Below are 17,398 nucleotides of genomic sequence, written 5' to 3'. Positions count from 1 at the left end.
AAGGCATTAGTCGTGAGGCAAAAGAATTTCTCAGGCGAGTGAAGGAAGAGAAATTTCTATAGTATAATAGAAGAATTAATAACTAAGTAATTAATAATCAACCATTAACAATTGATCATTATAAATGAGACAGCTTAAAATCACCAAGCAGGTTACCAATAGGGAAACTGCCTCTTTGGATAAGTACTTACAAGAGATTGGTAAGGTAGATCTGATTTCTGCCGATGAGGAAGTGGAGCTTGCCCAACGTATTAAGGCAGGAGATAAGATAGCCCTCGAACGCCTCACTAAGGCCAATTTGCGTTTTGTAGTTTCTGTAGCTAAGCAATACCAAAACCAAGGACTTACTTTGCCTGACCTTATCAATGAGGGTAATATGGGGTTGATTAAGGCCGCCCAGCGTTTTGATGAGACACGTGGCTTTAAGTTCATCTCCTATGCAGTATGGTGGATTCGCCAATCTATCTTGCAGGCTTTGGCGGAGCAATCACGTATTGTGCGCTTGCCACTTAACAAAATAGGCTCTATCAATAAGATCAATAAGACTTATGCCTATTTGGAGCAGACTCATGAGCGTGTACCTTCAGCAGAGGAAATCGCTAAGGAATTGGATATGTCGGTCAATGATGTGAAAGAATCCATGAAGAACTCAGGAAGGCATATCTCCATGGATGCGCCACTAGTAGAAGGGGAGGATTCCAACCTATATGATGTGTTACGCAGTGGAGAGTCACCCAATCCTGATAAGGAACTCATGCATGAATCACTCAAAACAGAGATAGAGCGTGCTCTTGAGACCCTCACCCCACGAGAGGCTGATGTGATACGTCTCTACTTCGGGCTTGGGGAAAATTATCCTATGACGCTTGAGGAAATCGGGGAGACCTTTGAGCTTACCCGTGAACGCGTACGACAGATTAAAGAGAAAGCGATTCGCCGACTTAAGCACACTTCAAGAAGTAAAATCCTTAAAACTTATTTAGGATAATACCAATAGGGGTTAGCAGTTGTCTAACCCCTAAAATCTATCTTCTAAAGAATGAAAAAAGAAAAGAAACCTCTCTTATTAGAAAATATTACCATTACCGATGCAGGAGCCAAGGGGAAAAGCATTGCACATGCTCCCGATGGACGTGTTATCTTTGTTGAAAATGCTGTTCCTGAAGATGTAGTAGATATACAGGTTACTAAGAAAAAAAAGGCCTTCTATGAGGGAATTGCTGTGAAGTTTCATCAGTATTCATCAAAGAGGGAAACGCCCGTGTGTGAGCACTTTACTTATTGTGGCGGTTGCCAATGGCAGCACATGAACTACCAAAGCCAACTCTTCTATAAACAGCAGGAGGTGGTCAATAACCTCAAGCGCTTGGGAGGGATTATCCCAGAAGAGACCTTGCCTATTTTGGGATGTGAAAAGCCGTATTTCTATCGTAATAAAATAGAATTTTCTTTCAGTGAGACCCGATGGCTTACCCCTGATGAGATTGCATCTAAAGAGACTATTGATAGTCGTAATGGCTTGGGCTTCCATATTGCAGGAGCTTGGGATAAGGTGTTAGATATCCATAAGTGTCACCTCCAACAAGATCCCTCCAATGCTATTCGCAATACGCTAAAGGCCTATGCACTTTCTCAAGGATATACTTTTTACAATCCTAGAAACCATACAGGTTGGTTACGTACCATTATGATACGTATCACCTCATTGGGCGAGCTTATGTTGGTTATTCAGTTCTTAGAGGAGCGAAAGGAAGATAGAGAGCAATTATTAGGCTATTTGCTGGAACAATTTCGACAAATTACATCTCTGCAATATATCATCAACAATAAGCCTAATGATACTATTTATGACCAAGAAGTAATATGTTATCATGGGCGTGACTTTATCTATGAGGAAATGGAAGGGCTTCATTTCAAGATTAATGCTAAGTCATTTTTTCAGACTAATTCCTCACAGGCTTACGAACTTTACAAGGTTACACGTGATTTTGCAGCACTGACAGGGGAGGAGCTAGTGTATGACCTCTATACGGGTACAGGTACCATAGCCCAATTTGTGGCTAAAAAGGCGAAGAAGGTTATAGGAGTGGAGGCTGTACCTGAGGCCATAGCCGATGCTAAGGAGAATGCACGTAATAACCAGATAGATAATGTGGAATTCTTTGTAGGGGATATGAAAAATATCTTCAATGAGGACTTTATCGCCACACATGGTATCCCTGATGTAATTATCACTGACCCTCCTCGCGACGGTATGCACAAGGATGTAGTGGCTCAGATTCTTAGGATTGCTCCCCGAAGAATTGTTTATGTCAGCTGCAATAGTGCTACCCAAGCTAGAGACTTAGCTCTGATGGAGGCTATGTATCGAGTGGTTAAAATACGTCCTGTAGATATGTTCCCTCAAACGTATCATATCGAAAATGTAGCCCTTTTGGAGTTGAAAGAAGGGTTATAATTCATTCTTGATAGAGAGAAGTTCTTCTTTGATAGCTTTGAGCCTTTCTATGATCTCCAAGGTAGAGAGTAGTTGTTTAGGTTTGTTTTTGAGTTTAGCTTTTGCCCCCTCAAGGGTATAGCCCTCTTCCTCTACCAAGTGATATACTAGGCGAAAGTTTTCTATATCTTTTTGGGTATATTGGCGATTACCTGCCATGCTTTTTGAAGGGGAAAGGAAGTCGAATTCCTTTTCCCAAAAGCGAATTTTGGAGGTGTTCACATGGAAAGCTTCTGCCAATTCGCCTATGGAGTAGTAGCGTTTTTTGTTAGGGACTTCCATTAGTCTAAGGATTGGTTGCCTTGAGTAGATTTCTTAAGCATTTCAGCATATTCTTCGGCTGAGAGGCTGCCATAGTAGAAATTGATAGGGTTGAGGTGTTCACCGTTTTTCTTTACTTCGTAATGTAGGTGAGGAGCCTCGGATCGGCCTGTGCTACCTACAAAACCTATCACATCTCCACGTTTTACTTTTTGACCAGGACGGACGTTATATTGGCTTAGGTGACCATAGAGCGTTTCGTAGCCATAACCATGGTCTATACGGATATGTTCGCCATAGCCAGAGGAATTGTTGTCAGCACGGGTTACTACTCCGTCGCCTGTAGCATAGACAGAGGTGCCTGTAGGGGCTGAAAAGTCCATGCCATAGTGGAATTTTCTTACTTTTGTAAAGGGGTCAGTACGGAAGCCATAGCCCGATGCCATGCGCTTGAGATCCTTATTTTGCACCGGTTGAATAGCAGGAAGGGATTGCAAGAGTTTTTCTTTTTCTTTCGCCAAGGCTACAATATCATCTAGAGATTTGGATTGTATAGCCAGCTGTTTTTCCAAGGATTCCAAGTGCTTGGTCATCTCAATAAGCATTTCCGAGTTGCTGTATTTCTCTAAGTATTCGTATCGGTTGACCCCACCAAATCCACTTTTTCGCTGAGCATCGGGGATAGGAGTCATTTCAAAATAAGTACGGTAGAGGGTGTTGTCCCTATCGGCAATACGGTCAAGTACCTCTTCCATTCGTTTCATCTTATCGTCAAGAATAGCGAATTGTATTTCATTTTCCTTTAACTCTCGCCTAAGGGAAAGCTCTTTAGGCGTCTGCATGAAGTTGATGTTATAAAAGATTACCACTATAATCAAGGCAAAGAGAAAAGAAGAAAACAAGAAGAAAAACATATACTTAATACGCCTCTTTCGGTTATTAATCTGTTTGAAAGAGAGTGTTTCAGAGTCGTAATAGTATTTGACTTTTGCCATAAATGATGCTTTTTAATCTAGTATATGTTGTTTATGCGTGGCAAAGATACAAAATTCATATCAAAAGAAAAAGAAAATTAACGTACTAATTAGCTGATGAGCCGATGAGCCAATGAGCCAATGAGCTGATGAGCCAATGAGTCAATGAGCTGATGAGTCAATGAGCTAATCGGCAAATCGGCAAAATCGGCAAATCGACAAATTGGCAAATCAACAAATTTTCATTACTTTTGCACTTTATTTCGTTATGATGAAAATATTCTCTTACAATGTAAATGGGATTCGTGCGGCTATGACCAAAGGCTTTGTAGAATGGCTTACAGCAGCAAACCCCGATGTAATTTGTCTACAAGAAATTAAGGCTCTTGAAAGCCAAATAGACCTGACAGCCATAGAGGCGGCAGGCTATCCTTATCATTATTTTCACTCAGCTGAAAAGAAAGGATACAGCGGGGTGGCGATTCTCTCCAAAACAAAACCTAAGCATGTAGAAGTGGGAGCCAGCATAGACTATATGGATAAGGAAGGACGTATCCTACGTGCTGATTATGAGGATTTTTCAGTGATGAGTCTTTACCTGCCTTCGGGGACGAATATAGACCGACTTGATCATAAGTTGCAGTTTATGGCTGATTTTCAAGAGTATATCAATAAGCTCAAACAATCCTATCCAAACCTCATCATCTGTGGGGATTATAATATTTGTCATGAGGCTATTGATATTCATGATCCTGTGCGCAATGCTAATGTATCAGGATTCCTTCCTGTGGAACGCAAATGGCTGGACAATTTCCTTAAGAGTGGTTTTATTGATAGCTTTCGCTTCTTTAATAAGGAACCGCATAACTATTCATGGTGGAGCTACCGAGCTAATGCCCGTAACAATAATAAAGGATGGCGTATTGACTACTGCTTGGTGGCACAACCTTTGGAGTCTCGCTTGGTGAGAGCGGCTATTCTTCCAGAGGCTAAGCACAGTGATCATTGTCCTATCTTAGTTGAAATAAAATCAGCTGATGAAAAATAAAGCTTCTGCACACCTTTTGGTGATCCGACTTTCAGCTATGGGCGATGTGGCTATCAGTTTGCCAGTGCTCAATGCTCTTACAGCTCAATACCCAGAGCTAAGGATTACAGTACTTACTCGACCGCTATTTGCTCCCCTCTTTGCACATCTTCCCCATACCCATGTGTTTCCAATAGATGTGAAGGGAGCACACAAAGGGATAAGGGGACTTTATCGTTTGTTTAGGGCTTTGAGAAAGGAGGGAATTACCCAAGTAGCAGATTTGCATAATGTGCTGAGAACAAATATTTTAAAGTTGTTTTTCTCTTTTACTTCCGTACCTTTTAAGCAGATAGACAAGGGCAGACAAGAGAAAAAGGCACTTACCCGTGCTAAAAATAAGGTTTTTGCGCCTCTGTTACCTTCTTATAAGAGATATGCTGCCGTATTTGAACGCTTGGGGTATCCTATTTCGTGGGATAAGGATTATTTTTCACCTAAGCCTATGCTTAGTGAACCACTCAAGGTATTGATGAGTACAGATGTAAATATAGGTATCGCTCCTTTTGCTTCTCATAAAGGGAAAGAATATCCTTTTGAGCAGATGAAAGAGGTTATAACGGCACTTTCTCAGCGTTATCCTAAGGCGAAATTATTCGTTTTTGGTGGAGGAGAAAGAGAAAAGAAGTTAGTTAGTACTTTGCCCACTTATTCCAATGTAGAGCCTATGGTAGGCCGTCTTTCTTTTGCTCATGAGTTGGCACTGATAAGCCATTTAGATCTTATGCTTGCTATGGATAGTGGTAATGCTCATTTGGCTGCTAATTATGGGGTGCCTACCCTTACTCTATGGGGAGTAACACACCCTTATGCAGGTTTTGCTCCTTATGGACAAAGCGAGGAAAATTGCTTGGTGGCGGATAGGAACCAATATCCCTTAGTACCTACTTCGGTTTTTGGAAATAAATATCCTGAAGGCTATGAAAAATCCATAACAACTATTTCTTTACAAGATATTTTACGTAAGATAGCTACTATTTTAGAAAAATAAATTAGTATCTTTTCGAACTTTTTTTATACTTTTGCTCGATAAAAAACGCTTTTATACTATTATGATACATTTTTTTTATGAGCTTCCTTTTGAATTACCTCAGGAAGAAGCTGATTTCCGTCGTTGGGTGCAACTTATCATTGCTTCTGAACGCAAAAAGGAAGGGGATATCAACTATATCTTTTGTGATGATACCTACTTGCACAAGATCAATGTAGATTATTTGCAGCATGATACCCTTACGGACATCATTACTTTTGACTATGGTAAGGATAATTTGCTCTCAAGTGATATCTATATCTCTATAGATCGTGTGCGGGAGAATGCTCAGTCCTATGGGGTGGACTTCTCTACAGAACTGCTTAGGGTAATGGCACATGGTATATTGCACTTATGTGGTTATAAGGACAAAACTGAGGAAGAATCCCAGAAAATGCGAGAGAAAGAAGAAGAGAAAATGACTCTTTTCTTAAAATAGAAAAAACCTTTGAGTCTTAAGAGACTCAAAGGTTTTTCTTCTGTTGGGGAGAGGAATTAGTCCTTCATACGTTCCACATAGGTACCTTTCTCAGTTTCTACTTTGATACGGTCACCTTCGTTGATAAAGAGTGGTACATTCACTATAGCACCTGTCTCTACCGTAGCAGGCTTAGTGGCATTGGTAGCCGTGTTTCCTTTTACCCCTGGCTCTACATGAGTTACTGTAAGAATCACATTGGCAGGCATTTCCACTGAAAGAGGTGTTTCATCTTCGGCATTGAAAATAATCATCACCACTTCCCCTTCTTTGAGTAAGTCTGGATAGTCCAACATATCACGGCGGATATGTACTTGGTTAAAGTCCTCTACGTTCATAAACACAAGCTCTTCGCCCTCTGGGTAGAGATATTGGAAAGAACGAGTCTCTACACGCACATCGTCTATCTTATGTCCTGCAGAAAAAGTGTTGTCAATGGTTTTCCCTGTAGTAACACTCTTGAGTTTTGTTCTCACAAAAGCAGGCCCTTTACCAGGCTTTACATGGAGAAATTCAATGATTTTGTAAATGTCATGATTGAAACGGATACATAATCCTTTTTTAATATCAGCTGTACTTGCCATATTTATTGAATATATTTAATATTTATTGTTTAATAATTTATTTGAGACTTCCTACCATATCCTCAGGACGTACCCAAGCATCGAATTCCTCAGGGGTTACATAGCCCAAGCGGATAGCTTCTTCGCGAAGGGTAGTGCCATTCTTATGAGCCGTATTAGCGATTTCGGCCGCCTTGTAGTAGCCTATTTTGGTGTTAAGAGCGGTAACGAGCATAAGACTATTATTGACCAATTCTTTGATACGAGCATAGTTAGGCTCAATACCTGAAGCGCAGTGCTCTTCAAAACTTACAGCTGCATCTCCGATAAGGCGTGCAGATTGTAGGAAGTTAGCACAGATCACAGGCTTGAATACATTTAGTTCGTAGTGTCCTTGAGTAGCCCCTACACTGATGGCTACATCATTACCCATTACTTGGGCTGCCACCATGGTAACAGCTTCACACTGAGTAGGGTTCACTTTTCCAGGCATGATAGAGCTACCTGGTTCATTGGCAGGAATCAAGATTTCCCCGATACCACTACGAGGACCAGACGCCATAAGGCGTATGTCATTAGCGATTTTGTTAAGTGATACTGCGATTTGCTTAAGCGCTCCGTGGGATTCTACCATAGCATCATGAGCAGCCAAGGCTTCAAACTTATTTTGAGCAGTTACAAAAGGAAGACCCGTGAATTGAGCTATATACTTGGCAACCAATACATCATATCCTTTAGGCGTGTTGATCCCTGTTCCTACTGCAGTACCTCCTAGGGCTAATTCGCTAAGATGCGCAAGGGTGTTTTTTAGCGCCTTAATACCATGTTCTAACTGAGACACATAACCAGAAAATTCTTGACCTAAGGTAAGGGGAGTGGCATCCATAAGGTGAGTACGTCCTATTTTTACCACATCTTTGAAAGCTTCTGATTTTTTCTGTAATGTATTTTTAAGTTTTTCAAGACCAGGAATAGTTGTTTCCACAACCACTTTATAGGCTGCAATATGCATTCCTGTAGGGAAAGTGTCATTGGATGATTGTGATTTATTCACATCATCATTAGGTTGTAGGACTTTTTCTCCTTCTCCTATTTTTCTTCCTGCTAAGAGTTGAGCACGATTGGCAATGACCTCATTCACGTTCATATTGGATTGAGTCCCAGATCCTGTTTGCCAAATTACCAAAGGAAATTGGTCATCCAATTTGCCTTCTAAGATCTCATCACATACTTTTGCTATCAAGTCTCGTTTTTCTTGAGAAAGTACGCCCAATTCGCAATTGGCATAAGCGGCCGCTTTCTTAAGGTAGGCAAAGCCATAGATAACTTCCTTAGGCATAGAAGCAGGCGCCCCTATTTTGAAGTTGTTACGAGAACGTTCTGTTTGCGCTCCCCAAAGCTTGTCAGCGGGGACCTTTACTTCACCCATGGTGTCTTTTTCAATACGATATTCCATTGGTATATAGTTTTAATGATTTTTTCAGAGGATAAAAAAGTATCACTTTTTGATGACACAAAAGTATATTTTTTTTCTTAGACTACCAAATTTTTTTCTAAAGGTTTGTAGGGTATTTTTAGATACATAATTCAAAAATAGAAGATTAATGGAAGTAAATTGCAACAGCACAATCCCACAGATATAGAAAATCTGTGGAATCTGTGAAAATCATAGGGAGCTTTTGTTATATCAAACTTACGTTAACTTAGGATGGTAATTAATGATAGTTTTGTTATAGTGAGAATAGGATAACCTAAAACAATGTACTAAGAAATCTTACCTATATATAATATGGTATATAGTTTGAGAAAATATAGTGCCACAATAATTATTTAATTTGTAGGAATTTCTAAGAGATGAATTCTTGTAAATAAAAGGGGAAGTATTATTTTGTTAGGATACCTAATATATCAAAGAATCATCAGAAGAAATTAGCTTGGTTGCGACTCTATTTAGATTGAAAAAAAAATATCTTAATTGTTGATAACTTTTTATCACGAAAATCAAAAAATATAATATCTTTGCGCCCAAATTTATCCTATTAAAAAATAAAAGATGATAAAGAAAATTAAGAAACCACTATTTATTAATTTATTAATTCTTGTTTTGTTTTTTTCCTCAGGGAGATTGCTTGCACAGAGTTGTGATTCAAATATACAGAAGGCTCTGGAGCAAACGCGTATTACTACTTTTGAGAAAATTACTCAGGGAACGGTGGGTGAGTTTGTTGTTCGCTATCCTTTAGCGGGTACTACTTATACCCTTACCGATCAGTCGGGTGCTGTCTATAGTAAGACTTATACAGGTACTCCAGTGGAAATTACTCTTCGTATCCCTATAGGAGTAGTAAATACAACTCGTAGGTTCTCTCTTAAGGTACAGAATGGAGCTTGTTCCTATGAAACAGGATTTGACTATACCATTACTCCACAAACTACACTTGCACTATCAATAAGAGTAGAGCAAGAATGGTGCTTACGAGGAGGAGGAATCTTTTTCAAGCTTATAGGCACAGGAGCTAATGAAGCAAATTATAATTTCTTTATCAAGAAAAGTACAGATGCAAATTATGATCGCTCTAAACACATCTCACCTGCCAGTGGATTACAAGCCATTGCAGCAGGGAAGTATGATATTCTAGCTGAACATAAGACTGATCCTACTCAAAAAATAGAAGTACAAAACATAGAAGTGAAATTAGCTCTGGAGGATACAGAGTATACAGTCTTGTATGTACCTTCAGTATGTCCTGGACATAATGGAAATATACAAGTAAATGTAACCAAAGGTAAGTATCCTCTTTATTTTACATTGCTCAAAGCTGATGATACAGCCTATAGTACTGCTACTACTCGTCAAACATCTAATATTTTTACCAATATTCCCGTAGGTAACTATAAGGTAAGAGTAGAAGACTATTGTGCCATAGGAGGAGGGAATGCTCAGCAGCCTAAACCTGTTACTGTTAAGAACTACAATTTTACCATTAATAGAATGGAAAATTTATCAGCTTGGGAGTATGGTTGTCGTTATGTGAGTTTTGATCGTTTGTTCTTTGAGATAGATAATCTTAAAGAAATATTGGATGCGGATGCATTTCCTTATCCATTTACAATCAATGTAACTTTTCAATCTCCAACAAATCGTACCTATGCTAAGACTTATGTTATTAATAATCGCAGAGAGTTGGAGACTATTTTTGCAATATCTCAACGCAATGGAGTAGAAACGTTTCTCTATACTCGTAACTATATACGAGAAAACTATCCTGTAGAATATGGTGTGTGGAAGATAAATTCACAACTCATATCTTGTGGTACCACAAAAAATATTCCAGAAAAACAGGCTACAGTAGATGATCCTTTTGATGCAATAAATGTAACATTAAATAATATAACGGTAGGAAATTCTTGTAATTCAGTAGCAATTGTAAGGAATACTGTATATTCTACTGCTTCCACTAGAGATACTAATATCCCTGTCTACTTTGTTTTAGAGAATTATCCTTCAGGCTTCATTCCTGAAGCTGCTGGTTTCTATAAAATTACCAGTGCTAATCCTTCTTTGAATAATAAATATGCTAAAAGGTTAGATGGTAATGATTCTAATCTTGTAGATCCACAATTCCTTACTGCAGGACAGCAATTTACTTTCAAAATGGTTTATGAAAACTGTGATAGGGTAAAAACAAAAACCGTGATAATTCCAGCAAGTAGTGCTATTCCTTCTGGGATATATCCTCATCCAGCAGGGACTTGTAAGGGAGTAAGTGCCTCTGGTACTGATTATGCAACATTGGTAATTGAGCAACGTACAGGTAGTCCTATTACTCAAATGGTGCTTAAGGCTACCACTGCAGATACGTCAAAGCTTCCTGCAGGGATGACCTTACCTTATATAATAAAGGATAGTGAGCGTATAACAGATAAATATTGGATGGTAAGGGATTTACCTAAAGGTAAATATACCATAGAACATACCAATGCTTGTGGAGTAACTGCAAGTCAGGAGTATGAATTGGCAGGAGAAACCTATAACATCAGTTGGGTAGAAGGGTGTACACCTAAACTAAACTTTATCTATACGACTACTCAAATGAAAGATTATACTTCTTTCTTGATTGAACGTTATAATGATGAGAACGGACAATGGGAAAGAGTAGAGCTGTTCACTCCTAGTAATAATGCACCTTATCAATATGAGATAACAGGTAATACAAGAGGAAAATTCCGTTTGGCTTATTTTGTTTCAGCTACTTCTGGTTTTATGAGACAAGGAGTAAGCTATGATTGTAAGCAGGTGATTTCTGAGAAGGAATTTAGAGGAACAATGCTTGAACCAAAAGTATATGGTTTTGGTTGTAACAATAATAAATATCAAGTAGCAGTACGACCACGTGGAGGAATTCCTCCATACACTTACAAGCTTGTTTCGAAAGTAGTAGCGGGAGTGACAACCCCTCTTAATATAGCGTCCGATGACGAAAACTTCTTCCTCAATATAGATGGTTCTGATAGTGAGGCTCGCTATGTATTTCAGGTAGAAGATTCTTGTAGAGAAGCTAGAACTGTGGACTATAAAGTGTCTAACTTTATTCCTCCTAAACTCGAGACAGAACAAGAGTTTTATTGTACAGGACAAAGAGCTAAGCTTTCTATTCCTCAACTTGGAACTAAGGTCAAAATAGAGTGGTATCGTTCTGATAATCCTTTACATGTATTAGGAAGAAATAATGAATATGTCATAGATTCTTTAACAGAGGATGATTTTACATATACTTATGGAGTAAGGCTTATAGGACAGTTCTCTGGTGATGTAAATGTATGTATTGCTGGGGCTAACCTGCAATCTTATAAGTTCAAGCGTAAGGTAGTTTCTATACCTAAATTTACTATGCCTGCTAATACTCCTGTAAGGAAGTGTGTGGATGGTAGTATTGCTAATGAAACTTTTGATTTGAACAGCTTGTTTAACAAACCAGCTGCTCTTACAACTTATCTAGCAGCTAATCCTTCTGTTATAACCAAAATACGAGATAAAGCAGGTGTTGTAAGTGTACCTAATGATGGAATTGTAAATATTAATTCGATAGACTTCCTTAGTAGAACAATCACTTTTGTATATAGTGTACTGAATGCTTGTGGTGATAGGATATTAGAAGTAGAGAATACTCTTACAGTAGCTCCTGTTGTGTCTTATTACACAAATACAACAGTAAATATCTGTAAAGTAGCACCTACATATAAAGATATAAAAGAATATATCTTAGCTAATAATTCAAGTGTAAGATCGGCTAATGTAGGCTTTGATTGGTATGAGAATCTAGCGGATGCTAATGCAGAAAATAATAAAAAGTCAGAGACAAGTTCCTTGGGGACACTTACAGAAGGAACTCCTAAGACAGTATATTTACGATATACAAAATCAGGTTTTTGTAATGGTAAAGTCCTTGCTATTCAGGTAAATAAAGTTTCTACTGCAGCTCTTCCAGCAAAGAGCTTAGGGACTATTTGTGCACTAAATGTACTTCAGCTCAAAAAGCTGATAGATCCTAATGATTTTGCTAAAATTTTTATTTATCAAAATAACACTGTGTTACCAGATAACTATCAGCTTACAAGTGATAGTAATATTACCTATACTAAGCAGGTGAGTGATAATTGTCAAACAGCTAAAGCAAATGTTACCTTCACTGCTAAAGCTGTTACACAAGTAGAGGCTAAAACACTCTCTCTTTGTACAAGTTTGGATAATCGAGGAAATGCCTATGTAACTCATGAACAAGTCAAAGCTAAGATAAGGGAATCTTATCCTAATGCAGAAGCCAATGGTATAAAATTATATATAAAGGATGATTATTCAGAACGATATAGTGAATATACGCCAAATGAATTTTTTGTTTATCAACCTTTATATTATACTGTAACAGAAACAGGAAAATGTGAATCAGCTCCTAAGCAATTAAATTTTTCTGCTTCAACTGATGTTACTCCAGCAGCTCCTATTAGTGTTTCTCTTTGTGAAAACACTACCGTGGCTGACTTATTGGCTAAAATAACAGGAAACAATAAGAAAGTATATAAAGATGGAGTGCTACAAACTGCTACAGATCCTATTGATTGGGATATGGCGGATAAGTACCAATATACTTTGGAAAATGCTGGAAAATGTCCTAGCCTTCAAGCAATTATTACCTTAACTAAATCAACTAATGTAACCCCTGCACCAACTAAAGTAGTATCTTTCTGTTCAACAACACCTAAAGTTGTTGATTTGCGTACAGCTATAGGGGATAGTACAGCTAAGATTTATCTTAAGAATGGTAATCGTTATGACCAGCAACCAGATACAGCATTTATCAATACAGCGCTTACCTATTATTATACTATTGAGCAAGCAGGTAAGTGTATCAGTCCGAAAGGACTTATTGCCTATAGCATAGGAACTGCACCACAACCTGGAGGGTTCAATAAAATAGAAACCTGTCCTACTACTGTGGGTCAGATCCGTGCAGCCATAAGAGCGGCTGAATCAACTCGTGTTTCAGATGAACTTAAAATATATGAGGGAACTGTAGATCCACCTACTTCGGCACCTTTGGCTGATAATACTCCGATCACAGCTACCCAATATAGCTATACCTATACGCCAACAGGAGGATGTCCTTCTCCAATTCGCATTGTAGATATAACCAAACCTAATGCACCTACTGTAGCACAAACTACACAAATAGTTTGTGGTGCTACTGCTACTGTGGCTAATTTACAACCACAAGGACCTAATATTCGTTGGTATCAATCAGCTACAGGAGGGACATCTTTGGCAGCTAATACTATTCTTACTGTTGGAGACTACTATGTGGCACAAACTAATGCTGGAGGAACCTGTGAAAGTACAAGGGTGAAAGTGACTGTACAACAAGGTACAGGAGGTAATGAAACGCTGAACTTCCAATCTACGAACAATTCGCTTAATTGTATCTCTACAGGGCAGTTGCGTTTCCAAATACAGAATGCTCAAACAGGTAAGTCTTACAGAGTACAGCTTACCGAGTACCCAACAGGCTATACTGGAGCTACTGAATTCACAATCACAGAGAGTGACAAAGAAGGAACAACTCTTTTTGTGAAGCCTACAGACTATAATATGCCGGCGGGTAATTATAAGGCGCGCCTTATTACTTGTAATGTAGCTAATGGGCAACCTGTACCTGCAACGATTGCTCGTATGCAGCGTGATTTCCCAGCACCTGATAGGTCTAATAATGATTTTGGTAATGATCAAGCATACAGAGATATCCAAAATGGAGGACAAGCCAGTTGTGATTATTTAGATATTCGTTATAGTAACAATACCAACTCACCATTCTATAAGTATTTCAATACGCCTGAGTTAGTACGACTATATGAATATACGGCTTATTCTGACAAAGACTTACAGGAGCACTATGGAGGTAACCCTAATGATGCACGTATAGTGTGGCGTGATCTTTTCACTGTGCCAGCAGGTACGTCCTCTGCTATAAATAATGTAATATACTATGATTTGCGAGTGCATAATCGTACCTATAACGACTTAAAAGGAGACACATCTAAACATCCTAAGTTCTATTTCCGTATCAAAGGACATAACAGCTGTAATAACCAAGCAACTCCGATGCTCGTGGGTAGAATGAGCTTTATGAATACAGGTATTGTCTTTGGAGGTACTTGCCAGTCGCCAGAGATGTCAGTAACTGCCGAGAACCAAATGGTGTGTTATCCTGTAAGTTATGAAATAAAAGATACAACTACAGGGCAAAAGGTAGGTGAGGGACAAATCACCTATGCTACTGAGAGAAAGAATGTTACTACATTGAGTAATGGACAACCTTTCAAGAGAGATCGCCGTTACCAAGTAATTTTCACCTCTCGAGATGGACAAACACAGACACAAACTAATAGTTTTGATGATTTTTATAGCTTAATACGTCCTGGAGGAGAATATATTCCTCAAACAAGATGCTTTGGAAGTAATGAAGCACCTAAGGGAAATATACAAGTGTACCATAGGGTGAACCAGTCAGGAACTATGTATTCTATGAATGGTTTCAAAGTTACCTTGTTGCAAGCGCCTCCTGGATATACAGATGAACCAGGTAAATTGAGACTCAATGTGCCTGTTACTATCCAATATACAGATCCTAATAAGCGGGCAACTAACATTATGGCAACTTCTCGTCAAGATGATATGACCCAAATGTTTACTTTGCCTGAGGGTACCTATAAGATTAAAGTAGAAGATACTTGTGGAAATGTAACCTATGTATATAGTGGTAGAAATTCCGCTAAGCAAGAATTTGATTTGGTGCAGCCACCTTATCAAGAGAAAGCATTGACTCCTGCAACAGAAACTGAATGTACTAAAGTAAAGGTATATCCTTTCAGAGGAAATGCTAATTTTGATTGGCTTAAGGTAAATAATCAAAATAGAAAAATTTATGTATACCTATTCAGACGTCCTAATGGTATAACTGATAGAGATGTAACAGTAAGTGGCAACTTATCCGATGTCGTAGGAGGTAAGACCTATATCAAAGCGGTATATGACCCAGCTAATCCTGCTTCGGCTGACCAGTATTTCTCCTTACCTAGAAACCAAAATTCTGAAGGTAGTTATACCTTTATATATGGTGCAAGAATAGGTGTAGGAGGTAGAGAAGAACAAGATCTAATTAAGTATATAAGTACTGGTGGTACAGAAGGTTGTGCACGTACTTTTGATATAAGTGTAGATGATGTACTTCTTAACTTTGATAGAAATGGCTATATAGGCTATAAGTGTGAGAACAATACAGGTAAAATTGTGGTAAAAGCCATCAATGGTATAGGTGGTTCTGGTACTTATAAATATGATCTGTATGATGTAAAGAATGGTACACTTATCGCTACCCAAACGGCTGCCAAGGGAGTGGAAGTAACCTTTACAAACTTAGGTACTTTCGCACCAGGACAGAACTCTCGTTGGGTGAGAATTACTGATTCGGCTTGTGCTTCAGAACCTGTATGGCGTCAGTTGCCTATAGCAGATGCTTCTCAAGCAAATCTTCTATTGAAGAATCCGCTGAATACAGCTTATTGTGAAGGGGCAGCTCTTACTATAGAATTGAGATCTATAGGAGCGACCAAGTATGTTTGGACATTGCCTAATGGTACGACCCAAGAGACTACATTGCCTAAGTTAGAGATCAACTCTCTACAAGCTGCTCATTCAGGTACTTACTCTGTCAAGGCAGAAGGACTTACCTGTGGAGCCAATGTACTTACTTTTAACTATAATATAACTGTTTTAAGTAGACCAACTGCTGGACAAACCTATACGTTCTGCCAAGGAGCAAATGTAGCTGCTCTCAAGGCAAGAGTAGATACCAATACTACTATTGTAAAAGTATATAAAAATGGCGTGTTGGTAAGTGATGATAATCAGCAACTTACAACAACAGATACTTATACTGTAAGTAAGTCCAACGCCTCTTGTGAAACGGATAAAGTAGGGGTTACTATAGCACTTACTAATCCATCAGCTCCGACAGTAGCTCCAGCTCGTACAGAGTGTCCTACTTCGGTAAGCACACTATTTGATATGGCTACTTTGGTAACTCCAGCTTCAGGATATACTCTCAAGTGGTATGATGCAGCTACTGGAGGCACTGCTCTTGCAGCTTCTCCTAAGGTAGATAGACATGTAACAACTAAGACTATAACTACTAAGTATGTAAGCCAAGAAAAAGATGGTTGTCAAAGTGCTCGTGTAGCGGTAACCTATACGGTAGATGACACCCAAGTACCGACACTTACTATCAATGATATAGTACTTGATTGTTCAGCTACTAATTTTGATACATTAGTTACCAACTGGCTTGCAACAGCAGTGGCTACAGATACTTGTGGTACACCTGTAATTACTAATAATTATGTAAAACCTGCAGACCTATGTGGAACAGGAGAGATCACAGTTATCTTTACAGCTAAGGATGGCTTTAATAATCAAACTCAAAAGACAGCAAAGATTCGCTTTGTTGTAGCCAAAGATGATGACTATACAGCCACTCCTGTGAAGACAAGCAGTAGCGAGCAAGTAGTGAAAAATAATGGTGGTACTCCTTATAATATATTGACCAATGATAAACTCTATGGTAATGGAGCTACTATAAGTAATGTGACAATTGCGGAAGTAACCCCTAATACTTATGTGAAGATAGATACCGCAACAGGTCAGGTGAAGGTGAAAGCCAATACTCCTGTAGGTACCTATACAGTTACTTATCGTATTTGTGACAGAAATACTCCTGCAGCTTGCTCTAATACAGCAACTGTAAAGGTAAAAGTAACTTCAACAATAGTTGCGAATAATGACCCAGATACGACAGTAGCTAAGGGAGGAACAGTAGATATCCTTACCAATGATCGTTTGAATGGTAACCCAGTAACAACTACTAATGTAGATGTAACTATACCTAGCAATGGAGGAC

The 17,398-nt window shown here is 38.7% G+C and carries 9 protein-coding genes and 1 pseudogene; 6 read left to right on the top strand and 4 right to left on the bottom strand.

Annotated features, from left to right (window positions below):
- Window positions 1–124: 124 nt before the first annotated feature.
- Window positions 125–988: a sigma-70 family RNA polymerase sigma factor gene (locus Q0625_RS03120; protein ID WP_009642063.1), complete on the top strand. Its 864-nt coding sequence runs from the start codon at window positions 125–127 to the stop codon at window positions 986–988.
- Window positions 989–1,039: 51 nt separating this feature from the next.
- Window positions 1,040–2,458 carry a 23S rRNA (uracil(1939)-C(5))-methyltransferase RlmD gene (gene rlmD, locus Q0625_RS03115; protein WP_298823434.1) on the top strand — a complete coding sequence of 473 codons (1,419 nt, stop codon included), beginning with the start codon at window positions 1,040–1,042 and terminating at the stop codon, window positions 2,456–2,458.
- Here rlmD and Q0625_RS03110 read toward each other — a convergent pair.
- A complete protein-coding gene (locus Q0625_RS03110) occupies window positions 2,453–2,779 on the bottom strand; it encodes a MerR family transcriptional regulator (protein ID WP_298823433.1) in 327 nt (108 codons plus the stop codon). The two genes, rlmD and Q0625_RS03110, sit on opposite strands and share 6 nt — an antisense overlap.
- A complete protein-coding gene (locus Q0625_RS03105) occupies window positions 2,779–3,753 on the bottom strand; it encodes a M23 family metallopeptidase (RefSeq protein WP_298823432.1) in 975 nt (324 codons plus the stop codon). Before Q0625_RS03105 ends, Q0625_RS03110 begins: the two co-directional genes overlap by 1 nt.
- 250 nt (window positions 3,754–4,003) lie before the next feature.
- On the opposite strand from Q0625_RS03105, the gene Q0625_RS03100 reads away from it, so the two are divergent.
- From Q0625_RS03100 to ybeY, 3 genes are all read left to right on the top strand, one after another.
- Window positions 4,004–4,780: an exodeoxyribonuclease III gene (locus Q0625_RS03100; RefSeq protein ID WP_298823453.1), complete on the top strand. Its 777-nt coding sequence runs from the start codon at window positions 4,004–4,006 to the stop codon at window positions 4,778–4,780.
- A complete protein-coding gene (locus tag Q0625_RS03095; protein ID WP_298823431.1) occupies window positions 4,770–5,810 on the top strand; it encodes a glycosyltransferase family 9 protein in 1,041 nt (346 codons plus the stop codon). The genes Q0625_RS03100 and Q0625_RS03095 overlap by 11 nt, the downstream gene beginning before the upstream one ends.
- A 61-nt stretch (window positions 5,811–5,871) precedes the next feature.
- Entirely contained in the window at window positions 5,872–6,288 is a 417-nt protein-coding gene (gene ybeY / locus Q0625_RS03090; protein WP_298823430.1) for an rRNA maturation RNase YbeY, read from the top strand.
- Between the two features lie 56 nt (window positions 6,289–6,344).
- Here ybeY and efp read toward each other — a convergent pair whose 3' ends face one another.
- Window positions 6,345–6,911, bottom strand: coding sequence for an elongation factor P (efp, locus tag Q0625_RS03085; RefSeq protein WP_009642588.1), 567 nt, complete (start codon window positions 6,909–6,911; stop codon window positions 6,345–6,347).
- 37 nt (window positions 6,912–6,948) lie between these two features.
- On the bottom strand, window positions 6,949–8,346 hold the full coding sequence (gene fumC, locus Q0625_RS03080; RefSeq protein ID WP_298823429.1) for a class II fumarate hydratase: 1,398 nt from the start codon (window positions 8,344–8,346) through the stop codon (window positions 6,949–6,951).
- A gap of 597 nt (window positions 8,347–8,943) precedes the next feature.
- On the opposite strand from fumC, the pseudogene Q0625_RS03075 reads away from it, so the two are divergent.
- Window positions 8,944–17,398: pseudogene (locus tag Q0625_RS03075) on the top strand (hypothetical protein); the annotation flags it as partial.

Origin of the sequence: uncultured Capnocytophaga sp., from assembly GCF_938029845.1 — a bacterium.
Lineage (GTDB): Bacteria > Bacteroidota > Bacteroidia > Flavobacteriales > Flavobacteriaceae > Capnocytophaga.
Note: the sequence above shows the minus strand (reverse complement) of the source record. Positions and strands in the feature narration are given on the sequence as shown.

What these genes read in the sequence shown, in the direction of transcription:
- Q0625_RS03100 (WP_298823453.1), top strand. Translation starts at nt 4,004, where the DNA reads ATGAAAATATTCTCTTACAATGTAAATGGGATTCGTGCGGCTATGACC.
- ybeY (WP_298823430.1), top strand. Translation starts at nt 5,872, where the DNA reads ATGATACATTTTTTTTATGAGCTTCCTTTTGAATTACCTCAGGAAGAA.
- Q0625_RS03110 (WP_298823433.1), bottom strand. Translation starts at nt 2,779, where the DNA reads ATGGAAGTCCCTAACAAAAAACGCTACTACTCCATAGGCGAATTGGCA.
- Q0625_RS03105 (WP_298823432.1), bottom strand. Translation starts at nt 3,753, where the DNA reads ATGGCAAAAGTCAAATACTATTACGACTCTGAAACACTCTCTTTCAAA.
- Q0625_RS03095 (WP_298823431.1), top strand. Translation starts at nt 4,770, where the DNA reads ATGAAAAATAAAGCTTCTGCACACCTTTTGGTGATCCGACTTTCAGCT.
- fumC (WP_298823429.1), bottom strand. Translation starts at nt 8,346, where the DNA reads ATGGAATATCGTATTGAAAAAGACACCATGGGTGAAGTAAAGGTCCCC.
- rlmD (WP_298823434.1), top strand. Translation starts at nt 1,040, where the DNA reads ATGAAAAAAGAAAAGAAACCTCTCTTATTAGAAAATATTACCATTACC.
- efp (WP_009642588.1), bottom strand. Translation starts at nt 6,911, where the DNA reads ATGGCAAGTACAGCTGATATTAAAAAAGGATTATGTATCCGTTTCAAT.
- Q0625_RS03120 (WP_009642063.1), top strand. Translation starts at nt 125, where the DNA reads ATGAGACAGCTTAAAATCACCAAGCAGGTTACCAATAGGGAAACTGCC.